Origin of the sequence: Cupriavidus pinatubonensis (assembly GCF_019602855.1) — a bacterium.
In the GTDB taxonomy this organism is placed as follows: Bacteria; Pseudomonadota; Gammaproteobacteria; order Burkholderiales; family Burkholderiaceae; genus Cupriavidus; species Cupriavidus pinatubonensis.
This window is the reverse complement of sequence record NZ_CP080766.1, coordinates 462,782-479,645: the sequence shown is the minus strand read 5'-3', so window position 1 is coordinate 479,645 and position 16,864 is coordinate 462,782. Positions and strand designations below refer to the sequence as shown.

Below are 16,864 nucleotides of genomic sequence, written 5' to 3'. Positions count from 1 at the left end.
CATGCAAATGGTTGCGGCAGCAACGACTGAGCGGCAACTCTGTACGAATCGCGACACGGCGCAGGCGCAATGCGCGCGGCGAAGTTAGCCCGAGTGATGGCGATGGCGCCCCCGCAGGTCGTCGCGACATGCGTGACCGGCGTGCGCGAAGAGCAAGAGACGGCGTAGGCCGTCATTCAAGATTCCAACGAGAGACAGACATGCAAGAGCAGTACGATTACATCGTGATTGGTGCGGGTTCCGCCGGCTGCGCCGTAGCAGCCCGCCTCGCGGACAGCCGCGCGGGCAGCGTCGCCCTGCTGGAAGCCGGCGGCCACGACTTCAACTCCGCGATCACGATTCCCATCGGCATCGCCTCGACGGTACCGAAGCCGGGGCCGTTCAACTATGGCTACGCCACGGAGCCACAGCCGGGGCTCAACGGGCGCGTCGGCTACCAGCCCCGCGGCAGGGGCCTGGGCGGCAGTTCGTCGATCAACGGCATGATCTACATCCGCGGTGTCCCGTCGGACTACGAACGCTGGGCCGCGGAAGGTTGCGACGGGTGGGGCTGGGAAGATGTACTGCCGTATTTCAAGCGTTCCGAGCGCAACGAGCGACTCGGTGGCCAGGCCGAAGACGCCTGGCACGGTGGCAAGGGTCCGCTGGATGTGGTCGATACGCGTTCGATCAATCCGTTCGACCGCCGCTTCCTGCAGGCTGCCCAATGCGCTGGCCTGCGCTACAACCCGGATTTCAACGGTGCCGAGCAGGAGGGCGTCGGCTTTTACCAGCGTACGCAACGCGACGGCGAGCGCTGGAATGCCGCGCGCGCCTACCTGCACCAGGGCAACAAGCAATCGATCCATGGCGGCCGTGACAACCTGGCCGTGCTGACCGACACGCAGGCCCTGCGTATCGTATTTGAAGGCAAGCGCGCGGTGGGCGTGCTGGTCGAGCGCGGCGGTGAGCAGGTCACGCTGCGCGCGCGCCGTGAAGTCATCCTCAGTGGCGGCACCTTCGGTTCCGCGCAACTGCTGATGGTTTCGGGCATCGGCCCCGCCGCGCATCTGCGTTCGCACGGCATCGCCGTGGTGCATGATGCGCCCGGCGTTGGCCAGAATCTGCAGGAGCATCCGAACCTCAAGGTGCAGGAGCGCGTGTTCAGCACCGACCTGTACGCGTTCAGCGTGCGCGGCGCAATCCGGCTGTACGGCGAGTGGCGCCGCTACAAGCGTGAGCGCTTCGGCATGTTCGCATCGAACATCGCGGAGACCGGAGCGTTCATCAAGAGCGATCCTTCGCTTGCCGACCCGGATCTGCAGCTTCATTTCTCCACCGCACTGAGCGATCCCAACGCGCGCAGCGTACATGGCTACAGCTTGCATGTGTGCGTGCTGCGCCCCCACAGCCGTGGTCAGGTTTTGCTGGCATCGGCTGACGCGCGGCAGGCACCGCGCATCGACCAGAACCTGCTGGCCGACGCGCGTGATGTCGAAAGCATGCTCGCGGGCCTGCGCGTCGTGGGCCGCATCCTCGACCAGCAGCCGTTCCGGCGCCTGGGCGGCCGGCCGCATAACTACGCAGGCGTGCGCTTCGACGGTTCCGACGACGCCGCGGTGCGCGAGTTCATCCGCGCGCGCACCGACATCGTCTTCCATCCGGTCGGTACCTGTCGCATGGGCAGCGACGCCGCTTCGGTGGTCGATCCGCAACTGCGCGTGCGCGGTGTCGAGGGCCTGCGCGTGGCCGACGCGTCGATCATGCCGACGCTGATCGGCGGCAACACTAATGCGACCGCAATCATGATCGGCGAGAAGGCCGCTGACCTCGTACGCGGCATCGAGCGCGCTGGCGACGGCGTCTTCGTCCAGCCGCGCGCCGCTGCGTCGCAGCCTGCCGCACAGTCGGCGAGGCCCGAAGCGGTCGCTCCCGCTGCTCGCACCGGTCATCAGCGGTTGGCCGTACTGGCCGCCGGACTGGCGCTGGCAGCATCCACGCAAGCAGCGGACGCGCTTGAGGCTGCGCAGCAGAAGCCCGCCAGCGCCATCACCGCCGCTGCCAACGCCGCCGTCCTCCAGCAACTGCCGTTCGACGACCGCGACGACTACGAGGCCGCGCAGCGTGGCCTGGTCGCGCCATTCCGTGGACAGATCCACGATGCCAAGGGGCGGGTGGTGTGGGATACCGCCACCTATGACTTCCAGCAGACACCCTGGACGGCTAGTGGTGCGGCAGGCTCCGGCCAGAATGGCGGACTGATGCGCGTAACAGACCAGAAGCCGCAGGTGCAGGCCAACCCGCAGGCGAAGGTGCCCGACAGCGTCAACCCCAGCCTGTGGCGCCAGTCGCAGCTCAACAACTATGCGGGCCTGTTCCGCGTCGCCGACCGCGTCTACCAGGTGCGCGGATTCGATCTCGCGAACATGACGATCATCGAGGGACAGCGCGGCATCATCGTGGTCGATACGCTGACCAGCGCCGAGACCGCAAAGGCGGCGCTTGACCTCTACTACGCCAACCGTCCGCGCAAGCCGGTTGTCGCGGTGGTCTACACCCATTCGCATGCCGACCACTTTGGCGGCGTGCGCGGCGTGGTGGACGAAGCCGACGTGAAGTCAGGAAAAGTGGCCATCTACGCGCCGGACGGCTTCATGCACGAGGCCGCAAGCGAGAACGTGTTCGCGGGCAATGCGATGTTCCGCCGCGCGCGCTATCAGGCCGGAAGCGGGGTGCCGAGGAACGAGCGCGGCCAGCTTGACACCGGCATCGGCAAGTCGGGCTCGATCGGCGGCACCCTCAGCCTGATCCCACCGACGGTGCTGATCACCAAGCCTTACGAGACGCGCCGCATCGATGGCGTCGAAGTCGAGTTCCAGTTCACGCCGGGCACCGAAGCGCCGGCCGAAATGAACTTCTACCTGCCGCAGATGCGCGTGCTGTGCATGGCAGAGAACGCCACGCGCACCATGCACAACATCCTGACGCCGCGGGGTGCACTGGTGCGCGATCCGAAGGCCTGGGGCAAGTTCCTCGACGAAAGCCTGGTGCGTTACGGCGACCGTGCCGACGTGCTGGTAGCGCAGCACAACTGGCCGACATGGGGTGGCGAGAACATCCGCAACCTGCTGGCCGATCAGCGCGACATGTACACGTACCTGAACGACCGCACGCTGCATCTGCTGAACGAAGGCAAGACACCGATGGAGATCTCCGAGGCCATGCAGAAGCTGCCGGGCAATCTGGAGAAGAAGTGGTACACGCGCGGGTACTACGGATCGCTCAGCTTCAATTCGCGGGCCGTGTACCAGCGTTACCTCGGCTTCTACGACGGCAACCCGGCACACCTGAATCCGCTGCCGCCGGTTGAAGGCGGGAAGCGCTATGTCGAAGCCATGGGTGGTGCGGACAACGTGGTCAAACAGATGCAGGCAGCCATGCAGAAGGGCGACTACCGGTGGGCGGCCGAGATCGGCAATCATCTCGTCTTCGCGGACCCGGACAACAAGGTCGCACGCGACGCACAGGCCGATGCGCTCGAGCAGCTTGGCTATCAAGCGGAGAGTTCCCTCTGGCGGAACATGTACCTGATGGGTGCATCCGAATTGCGCAACGGCACGCGGCCGCTACCGGGCCGCAATGCGGCCGACATGGTCCGCGCCTTGGAGCCGTCGATGTTCTTCGACTTCTTGGGCGTACGGCTGGATTCGGAGAAGGCGCAAGGGCACGACATGACGCTGAACTGGGTGTTCTCGGATCTGAAGACGCCCTTTGCGGTGACGCTGCGGAATGGCGTGCTGACCTATCGGGAAGGCATGCGAAATCCGAAGGCCGATGTCACGGTGACCATGACCAAGCCTACGCTGGATCGCATTAACCTGCGGCAGGTGGATTTGAAAACCGCGCTGGCGCAGGGCGATGTCAAGGTTGAAGGAGACGGCGGCAAGCTTGGTGAGCTGATGGGGATGATGACTACGTTTGACCCCTCATTTGGGATTGTTACCCCGAGTTTGAAGCGTTGATGGGATAGGGGATAGGGCAGGCGCCCCCGGGCCTGGGAGGGCTCGGGGGCGTTCGGCGTTTGACTTCTAACCCGAATGTCGCCTCAGTAACGAGGCCCTGAGCGCATTGCATGCGCGTAGAGACAGGAAATCGGGACTCGACTGCCAGCAACGCTGATGAGCATGCGCCCAGACTACGACGTGCGCGCAGCGCAGCCGAAGGCGTCCCACCACTGACCTGGTTGAAACGCTGTACCCGAGTCCGACTTGGGGATTGTCCAAAAGCCGTGCCGCGCAGGCACAGGTTCTGACTCACATAGCGTTAGCAGGTTCGAACGGCCGACCACCGTGACAGGCGTCCAAAGCCGTTGGAACCACTGCCGCCGTGGCATTGATGCCAGCGGCAACGACACGTTTTTCTACCTATCTCTTTTGTCGCTTGGACAAAAGAGTAGGTCGCCGGCTACGCCGGCGAAACAGCGGCGCTGGCCAAGAGCGATAACCCGGTCTCAACCAGAACCCGTCGGCAAGGCCGGCAAAAAATGGCGGCGCCGGCCAAGCACGATGGGCCGATCAACGCCACCTCCACACCTTATTCCCCAACCTCAATCACCGCATCCACCGCATAAGCCCCTTGACCCTCCGGCATCGCCAGCACCGGATTCAGATCAATCGACTGCAATCGCGGCCCGGCGGCCACAGCAAAGGCGGAGAGCTGCGACAGCGTACGCGCCAGCGCAGGAATATCCGTAACCGGCCGCCCGCGAGCGCCCAGCAGCAGCGGCGCTCCCTTGATCGAACGAATCATCTCTTCGGCAACATCCGGCCCGAACGGGCAGCGATGGAACACCACGTCCTTGAGGATTTCCACAAACACACCGCCAAGACCAAACATGGCGATCGGCCCGAACACCGGATCACGGTTGATGCCCATAATGCATTCCACGCCGCCAACGAGCTGTTTTGCCACCAGCACGCCTTCGATGCGCGCATCGGGCACGGCCTTGCGCGCGCGTTCGAGCAGCAGCGCGAAGCCTTCGCGCACAGCACCTTCGCTGTTCACGTTCAGCAGCACGCCGCCGATCTCCGACTTGTGCAGGATGTCCGGCGACAGGATCTTGAGCACGAGCGGGAAGCCGATCTCGCGCGCGGCGCGTACCGCGGCTTCTTCATCGGCGCAGGCACGTTCCGGTGCGCTCGGAATACCGGCTTCGGCGAGCAGCGCCTTGGCTTCGGCCTCGGTGGGCGTTGCCGAGGGCAAGGTGACGGCGGGGACCTGGGGTGCCGGCGCAGTGGTCTTGCCGGCAAGGGCGCGGCCGAAGCGGCCCATCGCGGCGATGGCGGCTACGGCGCGGCTCGGGTCGCCGAATACCGTGAAGCCGGCTTCCTCGTAGCGTGCCAGGACGGTCGGGTCACCGCGCCCCACCATCACGTAGAGGCGGTCCGGGTAGCGCTTGCGCACGTCGGCGAGTTGCTGCAGGAGCGTGTCTGCCACGGTGTGGTAAGAGGCCGCATAGCTGAAGAACGCGAGCAGCGTGCCGTAGCCGCCTTCGCCCATCATGGCCTCGGTAAACGGCGTGACCAGGGTCGTGTCGTTGATGAACTGGGCGGTCACGTCCACCGGGTTGCGCGGCGCGCAGATCGGCAGCTTTTCCAGCATGCGGGCCTGGGCCGCGGCCGGCATCTCGGGCATGGGGATGCCGAGGTCTTCGGCGGCATCGGAAATGATCACGCCAGCGCCGCCGCTGATGGTCACCACGCCCAGCGTATTGTCGGCGGGGAACACGCGGCGCGAGGCCAGGCGCAGGATGTCGAGCATTTCCTCGGTGGTGCGCACGCGCACCACGCCAAGCTCATCCAGCACCGCGCTGACCACCGCGTCGTCGCCTGCGATGGAAGCGGTGTGCGAGCGCGCGGCCGCGCCACCCACTTCGCTGCGGCCCACCTTCATCATCACCACCGGCTTGCCGGCGGCATGGGCAGCCTTCAGCGCATCAACCAGGCCCGGGCCATCGCTGATGCCTTCTGCATAGACTGCGATCACGTCGGTCATCGGGTCGGCGGCGAACAGGCGCACGATGTCGCTGACGTTCAGGTCGGCTTCGTTGCCGGTCATGACGATGCTCGACGGATAGACGCCCGCTTCCATCGCCGAGCTGACCAGGTGGCTGCCATAGGCGCCGGACTGGCTGACGATGCCGACCCGGCCGGGACGCGAGACCCCCAATGACGAGAAGGTCGAGAAGCTGCCTACGAAGCCGTTGTGCATGTTGACCATGCCCAGCGTGTTCGGACCAAGCAGGCGCATGCCGCCGCGGCGTGCGATGGCGACCATTTCGGCCTGCATGGCGGCGCCTTCCTCGCTGACTTCGGCGAAGCCGGCGGTGAACAGGATCGCGGCCTTGGTGCCACGCTCGGCCAGGGCCTTGACTGCCTGCAGCGCGTGCTGGGCAGGGACGGCGATGATGGCGACGTCGGGGACTTCCGGCAGGTCGGCAACCGATGCATAGGTCGGCAGGCCCTGCACCGTGGACCGGTTCGGATTGACGGGCATGATGCGGCCGGCATAGCCCTTGGCCAGCATCGACGAAATCGGGCGGCCGCCGATGCGGGTCGGCTCATCGGATGCGCCGATGATGGCGACCGAGCGGGGATTGAGCAGGCAGTCCGGAATAGCAGTGGGTGTGGTGTTCATGGCGGTGGATTGTCTTGTTGGATCCTATGGTGTAGCGGTGTAGTGGCCGCAACGCCGGCGCCGGACCATGGCCGGCACCGGGTGCGGCTTGTCATGCCGTCAGAGCGGCCGGAACGTCGGCACTGGCGGCCCGTTATCAGTCGGCGTGAAGGTCAGCTCGACCCGCTGTCCGATATGCACGGTGTCGAGATCGCAGTCGACAATGCGCGTCATCATCGTGACGCCTTCGTCGAGCGTGACGTAGGCCATGCAGAACGGCGTCGGGCCGGCACGGCGCGTGACGCTGTACGAATAGACGGTGCCGCGGCCGGCCGAGGCTTTCCACGTGGTCTCGCCCATGCAGAACGGGCACAGCGTGCGCGGATACCAGTGCGGCTTGCCGCAGTCGTTGCAGTGGCGAACGAGCAGGCGGCCTTCGCGGGCGGCGTTCCAGAACTCGGTGTTGTCGGGCAGCTCTTCAGGCGCCGTCAGGACTTGCGGGGTGAAAGGAGTGCTCATGATGAGGTCTCGGTGATTCGGTGTGGGATGCCTGGTGCGCCTTACTCGCGCTCGAGGATCAGGGTGGCGCTGCCGTGGCGCGAGCCGAGCAGGCCGCCGGTACCCTGGGCCAGGGCGATGTCGCAGTTCTTCACCTGCACCGCCGGATGCGCCTCGCCACGCAGCTGTCGCACCGCTTCGATCACCTTGGTGATGCCGCCGCGGTTGGCCGGGTGGTTGTTGCACAGGCCGCCGCCATCGGTGTTGAAGGGCAGCTTGCCGACGCCTGAGATCAGGTTGCCGTCCATCACGAACTTGCCGCCCTCTCCCTTCTTGCAGAAGCCGAGGTCCTCAAGCTGCATCAGCACGGTGATCGTGAAGCTGTCGTAGATCGAGGCGTATTTGATGTCGGCCGGCGTCACCCCGGCTTCGGCGAATGCTGCCGCGCCCGAGAACTTCGCGGCCGACCAGCTAAGGTCGACATGGCCGCCCATCTGCCCCTTCACGAATTCGCCGGCGCCGAGCACCTTGACCTTCGGCCGGTTCAGCTTTGCCGCGATTTCCGGACGCGCGACGATCAGGGCGCCGCCGCCGTCGGACACCACGCAGCAGTCGAGCTTGCGCAGCGGGTCCGAGATCATCGGCGCGTTCAGCACGTCTTCCACCGTCACGACATCGCGCAGCATCGCGTTGGGGTTGTGCTGCGCGTGGTGCGATGCGGCGACCTTGATCCAGGCGAGCTGTTCGGCCGTGGTGCCGTATTCGTACATATGGCGCATGGCAACCATGGCGTACGAATTGACGGTCATCGGGCTGAACGGCGCCTCGAAAGCCTGGTCGGGAACGCCCGCACCCCAGGCGCGCGGCTTGGTGCCGCTGGAGCCTTCGGAGCGCGGGCGGCCGGCCAGCGTGATCAACGCAACGTTGCACTTGCCTGCGGCAATGGCCTGCGCGGCGTGCGACACATGCACCAGATACGACGAGCCGCCGGTCTCGGTGGAATCGACATGGCGCAGCTTGAGACCGAGGTAGTCGACCATATTGAGCACGCCGAGGCCCGGCGCGTCGCCGGCGCAGAAGTAGCCGTCAACGTCGGCCAGCGTGAGGCCGGCGTCTTCCAGCGCGCCCTTGGCGCTTTCCGCGTGCAGCTGCGCGACCGACTTGTCCGGCGCCTTGCGGGTCGGGTGTTCGTAGGCCCCGACGATATATGCCTTGCCTTTGATGCTCATGGGTGATTCCTTGGGTCGAAAGGTTGGTTTGGGTAAGGGGAGCCTGTCGCGTACGGCCAGTCCTCGGGCGAGTGCAGGCCTGGCGAATCTGTCTGGACAGGCTTGCGCAATAGGGGTTGGCGTGGCGCCTTGTCAGCCGGGCGCGCCGGTCGGTTCTTCGCTGGCGACGCGCCGGTGCGGCGGCCACAGGACGTCCACCACCACGCTTTCGGGGCGATAGGTGTGGCATGTGCCGATGACGGCCGGCTTTTGCATGGGGCCTTGTTCGTCCGCAGGGCGACGGCCGTTGCGCAACGCCCGGCCGACCGCGAAGCCGCTTTGTATGGCCGTGGTGGCCAGCGGACCCAGTAGTTCGGTCAGGTGCGTGCAACCGCCCACGCCGCCCACGCGTGCCTTCACGGCCTGCCGGAAACCACGGCGCAGCGTGAGGCCCTTGAGCGCGTCATAGGCGCTTTCGATTTCGCGGCAGAAGTCGGTCGGCCCGGTCAGCGTGCGCGCGCAGACGTCGCGGATCACCATGTCGTCGATGCTCACCGTCACCGTCACGCGCATGTGATGGATCACGCCGCCGGGCGGCACGATCTTGAACAGCAGGTCGGTGCCGTCTGGCGAGATGTCCTTGAGTTCCGCTTCGACGTCCAGCAGGCCGTCATCGCGCAGGTAGCCGTTGCACGTGATGTGGCGCGTGTGTACTGGCTTGCGGTTGGGAAGGGTCATTGTGCTTTGTCTCCTGTGCCGGTTTCTTCGGTCTGTCGCCGCCGGTCAGCGTGCTCGTGCTTGCCGCATGCGCTGTCAGTGCGGGCTTGGCCAGGCACCCGGCCGCTGCCGTCCGCCTTGCATGCGCCGGTGCGCGGCCCAGAACAGCACGCGCAACGCAAAGCCGAGGCCGCCTGCCATGGCCTGCCGGCAATGCTCGGCCGGAAGATCCACCGGCACCCCGAGTTCCACCGCCGAGGCATAGCAGACGATGCGCGCATGCGGATCGGCCGCCTGCATGCGGCTGTCGACCAGCGCCCGGAGCGCCTGCGGATAAGCCTCGCCCGATGTCGAACGCCTGGCGGACTGCTGCAGGTCGCGGCTGAACTGCCGGACTTCGTGGAGCAGGTCCATCAGTCCTTCCATCGGGGGGGGTGAGTGCTGCGGCATGACGACTATCGAAAAGGGTTGGCGGCGGCGGGGGCGTGCCCGTTGGCGGAAGCGTCGAAGCGCCTGATTGTGGCGTCGGAGGTCCTCCGCGATGGTGGATATCCGTTCTGCCACGGGAACCGCACCCGGGGCGCCGGGTAAGTCCCAACCGCCGATCGTCTACGAGATATGGTAGCATCATCCGTAGTTTCGTAGTCAATAGAAAAATCGGAGACAGCCATTTGCCGGGCGATAGCCGGTGGCGGCGCGTCGCAGCGTTTGCGACCGGGGCCTGCCACGGTTTGTCCGACTGCTCGTACGGTCTCCGATCCGCCAGCAAGGGGAACCACTATGCGCATCGCATCCCGCATCGTCCTGAGTGAGACAGAACGGACCGAACTGGAGGCCTTGTCCGCCGCCACTGCGGGCAACCTGCGCCTGGCGCAGCGCGCGCGGATGATCCTGCTGGCTGCCGCCGGCTGGCAAAACAAGGACATCGCCGCGCAGGTCGGCGTCGGCCGCGTGCAAGTCGCGCGATGGCGTGACCGGTATGCCGCATCGCGGCTGGCGGGCATCGAGCAGGACCTGCCGCGCGGCGCGCCGCCCGTGCGCACCGACGTGGCCCGCCTGGTGGCGCTGGCCCGCGACGGCGGCCCGGGAGCGCTCAGTACGCGCCAGCTTGCCGCCGAACTCGGCGTCAGCCCCGCCAGCGTCTCGCGCCACTGGCGTGCGAGCGGGCTGCCGCCCCGGCGGGGTGTGGCCCTTGCGGATAAACAGCCGGCCTCTGGTGGCGTCACTGTGCGTGCCGCCGAGATCGTCGGTCTCTATATTGCCGAGCCGGAACATGCCATCGTTGTGGCGCTCGAGGCCGATCCCCGTCCTGCCGGCATGGCTCCGGCATTGGACGCCGCCGCGCGCAACAGCGCCACCTACCGCCGTACGCTGGCCGCCTCATTCATGACGGCGCTCAAGGTCATCCATAGCGGGACGGCGACGGCGTTTCAGGCCGGGCGGGCGTCCGGCTGGCAAGGCTTTCTCCACGCGCTGGCGGAGCATCAACCTGCGGGGCGTCCACTGCTGATCCTTGCGGACAACCCGGTCTCGCACAACGACCCCGAGGTGCGGGACGTCATCGCCGGTCAGCCCTGGACCGTCAGCTTCGCCGCCGGACAGGCGGCATGGATGCGTGCGGTGCAGAGCCTGCTGCGCGATGCGGACGGGCTGCCTGCAGGAATCCCACAAGTGCTGGCCGTGATCGGCGGGCATGCGCGCGGACCGTTCCAATGGATTCGCAGCGCAGGCGACGCAGGCTATGCGCAAGGGCAGGGGGCCGTGCCGCGCGCCTTCACCGCGCAGGCAGCATTTGCTCCGTCCACTTTCGCGGGTATGTCTGCCGGCCGTTCGTTCGAGGCTTTCACGGGTACCGAATTCGACTCGGTGGCCACGTTACCGTCCGCAGAACCGGGGCTGCCAAGGCAATATTCCGCATTGCCGGCACAGCCCTTCCTCTCGCTCGTGCCGGCACTCGATACGCGCCCCGGGCCGATGCGTCCGCTGCAGCCGGTGGCGAGCGCGAAGTTGCTGCCGCCCCGGCATGCGCGCAAGCTGCTGCCGCGCGAGGGCCTGATGAACCGGTTGCTCGACGCGCGCCGCCAGCGCTGCGTGGTGATCCAGGGCCAGGCCGGGGCGGGCAAGACCAGCACGCTTATGGCCTGGCGCAAGGCGCTGATCTCGCTCGGCTTCGATGTGAGCTGGCTGTCGCTGGCCGCCGAGGACAACGAGCCGACGCGCTTTTTTGACTGCCTGCTCGCGAGCCTCGCCGAGATCGATCCCGCCATGGCGCGCGATGCCGCCATGCAGGTCGGTGGCGCGGAGGACGACGACGCCATCGAGCAACGGGTGATCGCGCTCGTGCAGGCGCTCGGCCCGCGTGAACGCGAGCTGGTGCTGATGATCGACGACCTGCACCACATCACCGACGCACGCATTTACCGCGCGCTGCAGCGTTTGCTCGACTACGCGCCCCCGCATCTGCATCTGGCGTTCAGCTCGCGCAGCGCACTGCCGCTGGCGCTGGAGGCACTGCGCGCGCAAGGCCTGCTGACCGAGATCGACATGCGCGACCTGCGCTTCACGGCCGAGGAATCCGCGCGCTTCCTGGAAGAGCAGCTTGGCACCATCGCCCCGCGCGACGCCGCCGCGCTGCATGCGCTGACCGATGGCTGGGTGGCCGGGCTGCAACTGTTCGCGGTGGACCTGCGTGCACGCCGCAGCGCCGACTATCCGCTCACGAAGGTGCGGGATCCGCGCACCTTCGCGGCGTTTTTCGAGCGCGAGGTCCTGGGCCTGCTGGCGCCGGACGACCTTGCGCTGCTCACCCGCATGTCTACCTGCCACCGCTTCTGCGCGGACCTGTGCACGGCCATGCCGGGCGAGACCGAGACGCCATCGCGCATCGGCGACCGCCTGGCGCGGCTTGAAGCGGATAACCTGTTCATCACGCAGGTGGACACGCACGACCGTGATGTGTGGTACCGCATCCATCCGCTGCTGCGTGAAACGCTGCTGGCCAGGCTGGAAACAGACAAGGACGATGCGGCCGATGCGGTCGACATGTCAGACCCAGACACTGCCGAAACGCCGAACGATATGGCCGACGCCAGCCGGGCGAACGACGAGCCCTGTGCGCATGGCACGGCGCGCGAACTCCATGCTGCGGCGTGGCGCTGGTTCGACCGGCGTGGCCACCTTGATGATGCCGTCTACCACGCGGTGCGCGCCGGCGATGCCGACGCCGCCGCGACCATGGTCGAGGGATGCGGGCATGCGCTGCTCAAGCGCGGCGAGCTGCCCCAGCTGCTGGGGCTGGTGCGCCGGCTGCCCCGTGAGCAGTTGCAGAACCGCTTCGGGCTCCTCGCTCTGGTTTCGTTCCTGCAGCTCTATATGCGCGATGTCGACGGCCTGGGCCGGAGCCTGGAGCGCCTGGATCCGCTGTGCGACCGCAGCAACGCCGTGCACCAGTACGTCGTCTGCCTGCTGCGCGCGGGCCACGCCGTACAGGTCGACGATCCCGACACCGTGCTCGGCATGCTGCCGGCTTTGTGGGCGATTCCGCCAGAGGCGGATGACCTGTGGTGGACCGCGCGCCGCAATGTGCTGTCGTGGCTCTTCATCCTGCGCGGCGAGTTCGACGAGGCGCGCCGCCTGCAGGACGACACCGAGCGCCGCAGCAGCGTGCCGCGCAGCAGCCTGTTCGGCCGCTACATCACGGCCATGAGCCTGGTGATGGAAGGCGAGATCGAGCGCGCGGGCCGCAGTGCGCGCGAAGTGCTGCGCGAGTCCGAGCGGCAGGGCGCGACGTTCCTTGGCCTCACTTGCATGGCCGCAGGCCTGCTGGCCGACATCCTGTATGAACTGAACGATCACGAAGGGGCCTGCCAGTTGCTGGAGCCGCGCATCGGCATGCTGGAACGCGTGTCCCTGCCGGACGTGGTCCTGCGCGCGCTCACGCTGCTGTCGAACGCGCACTGGCTCGCGGGCAGGCGTACGCAGGCCAGTGCCTGCCTGGACCGGCTCGAAGCCTACGCCGCACGCAATAACCTCGATCGTCTGCAGACCGAGGCCCTCACGCTGCGGCTGCGCCGGCACCTGCAGCAAGCCGAGACGGAGCGTGCCAACACGGTGTTCCGCCAGGTACAGCAACTGGCCCAGCGCTATGCGGGCGAAACCGGCACGGTGGCGCGGCACATTGCATTGGCCGCGGCACGGGCCGAGGTCGAGATGTCGCTCTATACGCAGGACTACGCCACCGCAGCCGCGCGCCTCGAAGCCTTTGTCGCCCGCGAAGCCGGCGCCAAGCCGCTGCGCATTGCCGCGCTATGGCTGCAACTCGCGCTGGCGCGACATGCCACGGGCAACACGCGCGGCGCGCGGCCGGCCTTCCTGAGCGCGCTGCGCATGGGTCACGGGGCCGGCCTGATCCGCACGCTGCTCGATGTCACGGGCGGGGCGCCGCAGGTGTTCCTGGAGCTTGCCGGGGAAGGCATCGACGAGCCGGTGCTGGCGTTCTATGCACGGCGGCTGCAGGCCGCCGCAGTGGCATCCGGCGCTGCGATTTCGCGTCCGGCGGACGAAGCGGCACCGATTGCCGTGCTGAGCGAGCGCGAGCGCGAGATCCTCGGTCTGCTCGCGCAGGCGATGTCGAACAAGAAGATCGCCAGCGTGCTCAACGTGTCGCCGGAAACGGTGAAGTGGCACCTGAAGAATATCTACGCGAAGTTGGGCGTGAATGGTCGTGGGCGGGCGGCGGCGCGGTTGCGGGATATTGCGACGCAGGAGAGGGGAAGTGTGTTGGCTGCCTGAACGGATGGCATACGCACAACGGCGTGGCCTTGCTTGTCCATTACAAGAGCAGCAATAAGTCCCGCCATAAGTTCCACTCCTGCCATCCACCCGCGTCGGGGAGTACCCCCCAACCGCACCGCCCGCGATGATGGACTCAACAAGGCAGCCGTACCGGATTCCCGGAGTTCCATCGCGTCATGTCCAGCCACTCTTCGCTCCCCGTTCACCTGCCAGCCGGCGATTCGCCCGCAGCCTGCGTCACCGGCTGTGCGCTGTTCCGCCAGCTGGAAGCGCAGGCGGAAGCGGAGCCGGACACCATCGCGACGGGCAACGCCACCTACCGCGACCTGCTTGACGCCAGCCTTGCGCTGGCCGGGTACATGCAGCAGCGGCTCGGTGTGCGCGCGGGCGATCACGTACTGCTGATGCTGGAAGACGGTGAGTCGTCGGCCATTGCCACTTATGCCGTGGCCCGTTGCAGCGCCAGGGCCATTGCGTCCGCGGCGTTTGAAGACAGCGCGGAGATTGCAAGGCAGACGGTGGTGAACGGCGTGCAGGTGGCAATCGCACCGACCAGAGCATTGATGGCGCTGGCGCCGCTGCTCGATGACGGCTCGCTGTACGGCTGCATCGTGCCGGGCGCAGGTCAGTTCGCCCGGCCTGGCGTGCATGACCTCGCGGGCGCCGTGGCGGCCGGCATCGCGCCGGTGCCGCTGCCAGCGGGGCACCGGCCGTGCTGTCCGGACGCTGCCTTGTGAAATCCGGTTCCTGAAGAATTCTTTGACAGTAGTGGAGACACAGCATGAGCTTGCTAGAAGGAAAGGTTGTCATTGTGACCGGCGCAGGCGCCGGTGTCGGCAAGGGTATCGCCATGGAAGCGGCGCGCCAGGGCGCGCGCGTGATCGTGAACGATCTCGGCGTGGCCATCGACGGCTCGGGCGGCAGCGCCGGTCCCGCGCAGCAGACCGTGGACGAGATCAAGGCGCTCGGCGGCGAAGCCGCGGCCAACACCGACAGCGTGGCGGACTGGGAATCGGCCCAGAAGATCGCCCAGCAGGCCATGGACCTGTACGGCCGCATCGACGGCGTGGTGAACAACGCCGGCAACCTGCGCGACGTCATGTTCCACAAGATGAGCGAGGAAGAATTCGACTCCGTGATCCGCGTGCACCTGAAGGGCACCTGGAACGTGTCGCGCGCCGTCGCCCCGCACTTCAAGGCGCAGGAAAGCGGTGCCTACGTGCACATGACGTCGACGTCGGGCCTGATCGGCAACGTGGGCCAGGCCAACTACGCCGCCGCGAAGATGGGCATCGTCGGCCTGTCTAAGTCGATCGCGCTCGACATGAAGAAGTTCAACGTGCGTTCGAACTGCATCGCGCCGTTCGCGTTCACGCGCATGGTCGGCAGCATCCCGGCCAACACGCCGGAGGCCGTGGAGCGCATGAAGATCCATATGCGCATGGAGCCGGGCAAGATCGCCCCGTTCACGCTGGCGCTGCTGACCGACCAGGCCAAGGATGTCAACGGCCAGATCTTCGGCGTGCGCAGCAACGAGATCTACCTGATGTCGCAGCCGCGCCCGATCCGCACCGCCCACAACGACCAGGGCTGGACCGTGGAGAGTTGCCTGGAGCGCGCGATCCCGATGTTCCGTCCCTCGCTGTTCCCGCTGGATCTCTCGCGCGACGCGTTCGCCTGGGACCCGGTCTGAGCATTGCCACGGGGGTAGTAGCTGGTGGCCGGCCGCTGGGGGGCGGCTGGCCACCATGTTGGATGACAAGGAAGAGACATGGATTTTCAGCCTGACCTCAGCCTGGAGGCGTTCCGCGAAAGCGTGCGCGCCTTCCTGCGCGACAAGCTGCCGGCCGACCTGGCCGGCCGTCCGCGTATCGGCACGCGCTCGCCGCGCGAGGAACTGTCGCGCTGGCAGCGCATCCTCAACGAACAGGGCTGGGGGGCGCCGTACTGGCCGACAGCGCATGGCGGTACCGGATGGAATGTGCTCGAGCGCCTGGCGTTCGATGAAGAATGCACGTTGGCCGGCGCGCCGACGCAGGACGTCGGCGCACAGAAGCTGCTCGGACCGGTGCTAAACGAGTTCGCCACACCCGAGCAAAAGGCCGAGCACCTGCCGCACATCTTCGGCGGCACGCGTACCTGGTGCCAGGGCTTTTCCGAGCCGGGCTCGGGCTCCGACCTGGCGTCGCTGCGCACGGCGGCCGTGCGCGACGGCGACGAGTACGTGGTCAATGGCCAGAAGATCTGGACCAGCCACGGTCACCGCGCCGACTGGATCTTCCTGCTGGTGCGCACCAACACCGAAGTCAAGAAGCAGGCCGGCATCAGCTTCCTGCTGGTGGACATGAAGACGCCGGGCATCACCGTGCGTCCGATCCACACGATCGACGGTTGCCATCACCTGAACGAGACCTTCTTCGACAACGTGCGCGTGCCGGTGAAGAACCTCGTCGGCGCCGAGGGCGATGGCTGGAAGATCACCAAGTTCCTGCTGAACAACGAACACGCCGCCGCAGCCGACTTGCCGATGCTGCGGCGCTATATGCGCCAGCTCGGCAGCCTGGCGCGGCAACGCGACGCCAAAGGCTGCGCACTGATCGAGCGGCCGCATATCGCGCAGCAGGTCGCCCGCTTCGAAGCCGAGCTGAACGCCATTGCCATGCTGGTGCAGCGCGTGGCCGCGCTGGAGCAGGCCGAGGACCACAGTCCCGCCGCGCATGCGCTGGGTTCGATGCTGAAGGTCCGCGGCACGGAACTGCAGCAGCGCATCAGCTCCTTTGTCGTGGAAGCGCTTGGCGACTACGGCCCGGTGGCATACGCCGCGCCCGAGGGCGATACCAGCGGCGAACCGCTGCCGATGCAGCACGTGGCGCGCGGCATGGCCAACGAACTGTTCTTCCGCCGAGCCTCGACCATTTACGGCGGCACCAGCGAAGTCCAGCGCGGCATCATCGCCCGCGCCCTGTTCCAACTCTGACGCCGCGACGCGCGTC

10 protein-coding genes are annotated in these 16,864 nt (G+C 66.8%); 5 read left to right on the top strand and 5 right to left on the bottom strand.

The window, feature by feature from the left end:
* Positions 1–200 precede the first annotated feature (200 nt).
* Positions 201–4,001: an alkyl sulfatase dimerization domain-containing protein gene (locus tag K2O51_RS35740; RefSeq protein WP_084791940.1), complete on the top strand. Its 3,801-nt coding sequence runs from the start codon at positions 201–203 to the stop codon at positions 3,999–4,001.
* 571 nt (positions 4,002–4,572) lie between these two features.
* On the opposite strand, the gene K2O51_RS02220 is transcribed toward K2O51_RS35740, so the two are convergent.
* From K2O51_RS02220 to K2O51_RS02200, 5 genes are all read right to left on the bottom strand, one after another.
* Positions 4,573–6,675 carry an acetate--CoA ligase family protein gene (locus K2O51_RS02220; protein WP_140949243.1) on the bottom strand — a complete coding sequence of 701 codons (2,103 nt, stop codon included), beginning with the start codon at positions 6,673–6,675 and terminating at the stop codon, positions 4,573–4,575.
* Positions 6,676–6,774: 99 nt separating this feature from the next.
* The gene (locus K2O51_RS02215; RefSeq protein WP_011299953.1) at positions 6,775–7,173 is read right to left on the bottom strand and encodes a Zn-ribbon domain-containing OB-fold protein; all 399 of its coding nucleotides are present in this window, start codon (positions 7,171–7,173) and stop codon (positions 6,775–6,777) included.
* Positions 7,174–7,214: 41 nt separating this feature from the next.
* Positions 7,215–8,381 (bottom strand): thiolase domain-containing protein, encoded by a 1,167-nt coding sequence (locus K2O51_RS02210; protein WP_220630439.1) that lies wholly within the window; start codon positions 8,379–8,381, stop codon positions 7,215–7,217.
* 132 nt (positions 8,382–8,513) lie between these two features.
* Positions 8,514–9,098, bottom strand: coding sequence for a DUF2889 domain-containing protein (locus K2O51_RS02205; protein WP_220630438.1), 585 nt, complete (start codon positions 9,096–9,098; stop codon positions 8,514–8,516).
* Positions 9,099–9,173: 75 nt separating this feature from the next.
* Positions 9,174–9,491, bottom strand: coding sequence for a hypothetical protein (locus K2O51_RS02200; RefSeq protein WP_245001824.1), 318 nt, complete (start codon positions 9,489–9,491; stop codon positions 9,174–9,176).
* A 366-nt stretch (positions 9,492–9,857) separates the two neighbouring features.
* Between K2O51_RS02200 and K2O51_RS02195 the strand changes: the two genes are divergently transcribed.
* The 4 genes from K2O51_RS02195 to K2O51_RS02180 all read left to right on the top strand — a co-directional run bounded on the left by K2O51_RS02195 (position 9,858) and on the right by K2O51_RS02180 (position 16,848).
* Positions 9,858–13,868, top strand: coding sequence for a LuxR C-terminal-related transcriptional regulator (locus tag K2O51_RS02195; protein ID WP_220630436.1), 4,011 nt, complete (start codon positions 9,858–9,860; stop codon positions 13,866–13,868).
* Between the two features lie 179 nt (positions 13,869–14,047).
* A complete protein-coding gene (locus K2O51_RS02190) occupies positions 14,048–14,608 on the top strand; it encodes an AMP-binding protein (RefSeq protein ID WP_011299958.1) in 561 nt (186 codons plus the stop codon).
* A 44-nt stretch (positions 14,609–14,652) separates the two neighbouring features.
* Positions 14,653–15,564, top strand: coding sequence for an SDR family NAD(P)-dependent oxidoreductase (locus K2O51_RS02185; RefSeq protein WP_011299959.1), 912 nt, complete (start codon positions 14,653–14,655; stop codon positions 15,562–15,564).
* A 78-nt stretch (positions 15,565–15,642) separates the two neighbouring features.
* Positions 15,643–16,848 (top strand): acyl-CoA dehydrogenase family protein, encoded by a 1,206-nt coding sequence (locus K2O51_RS02180; protein WP_220630435.1) that lies wholly within the window; start codon positions 15,643–15,645, stop codon positions 16,846–16,848.
* The last annotated feature ends 16 nt before the right edge of the window (positions 16,849–16,864 follow it).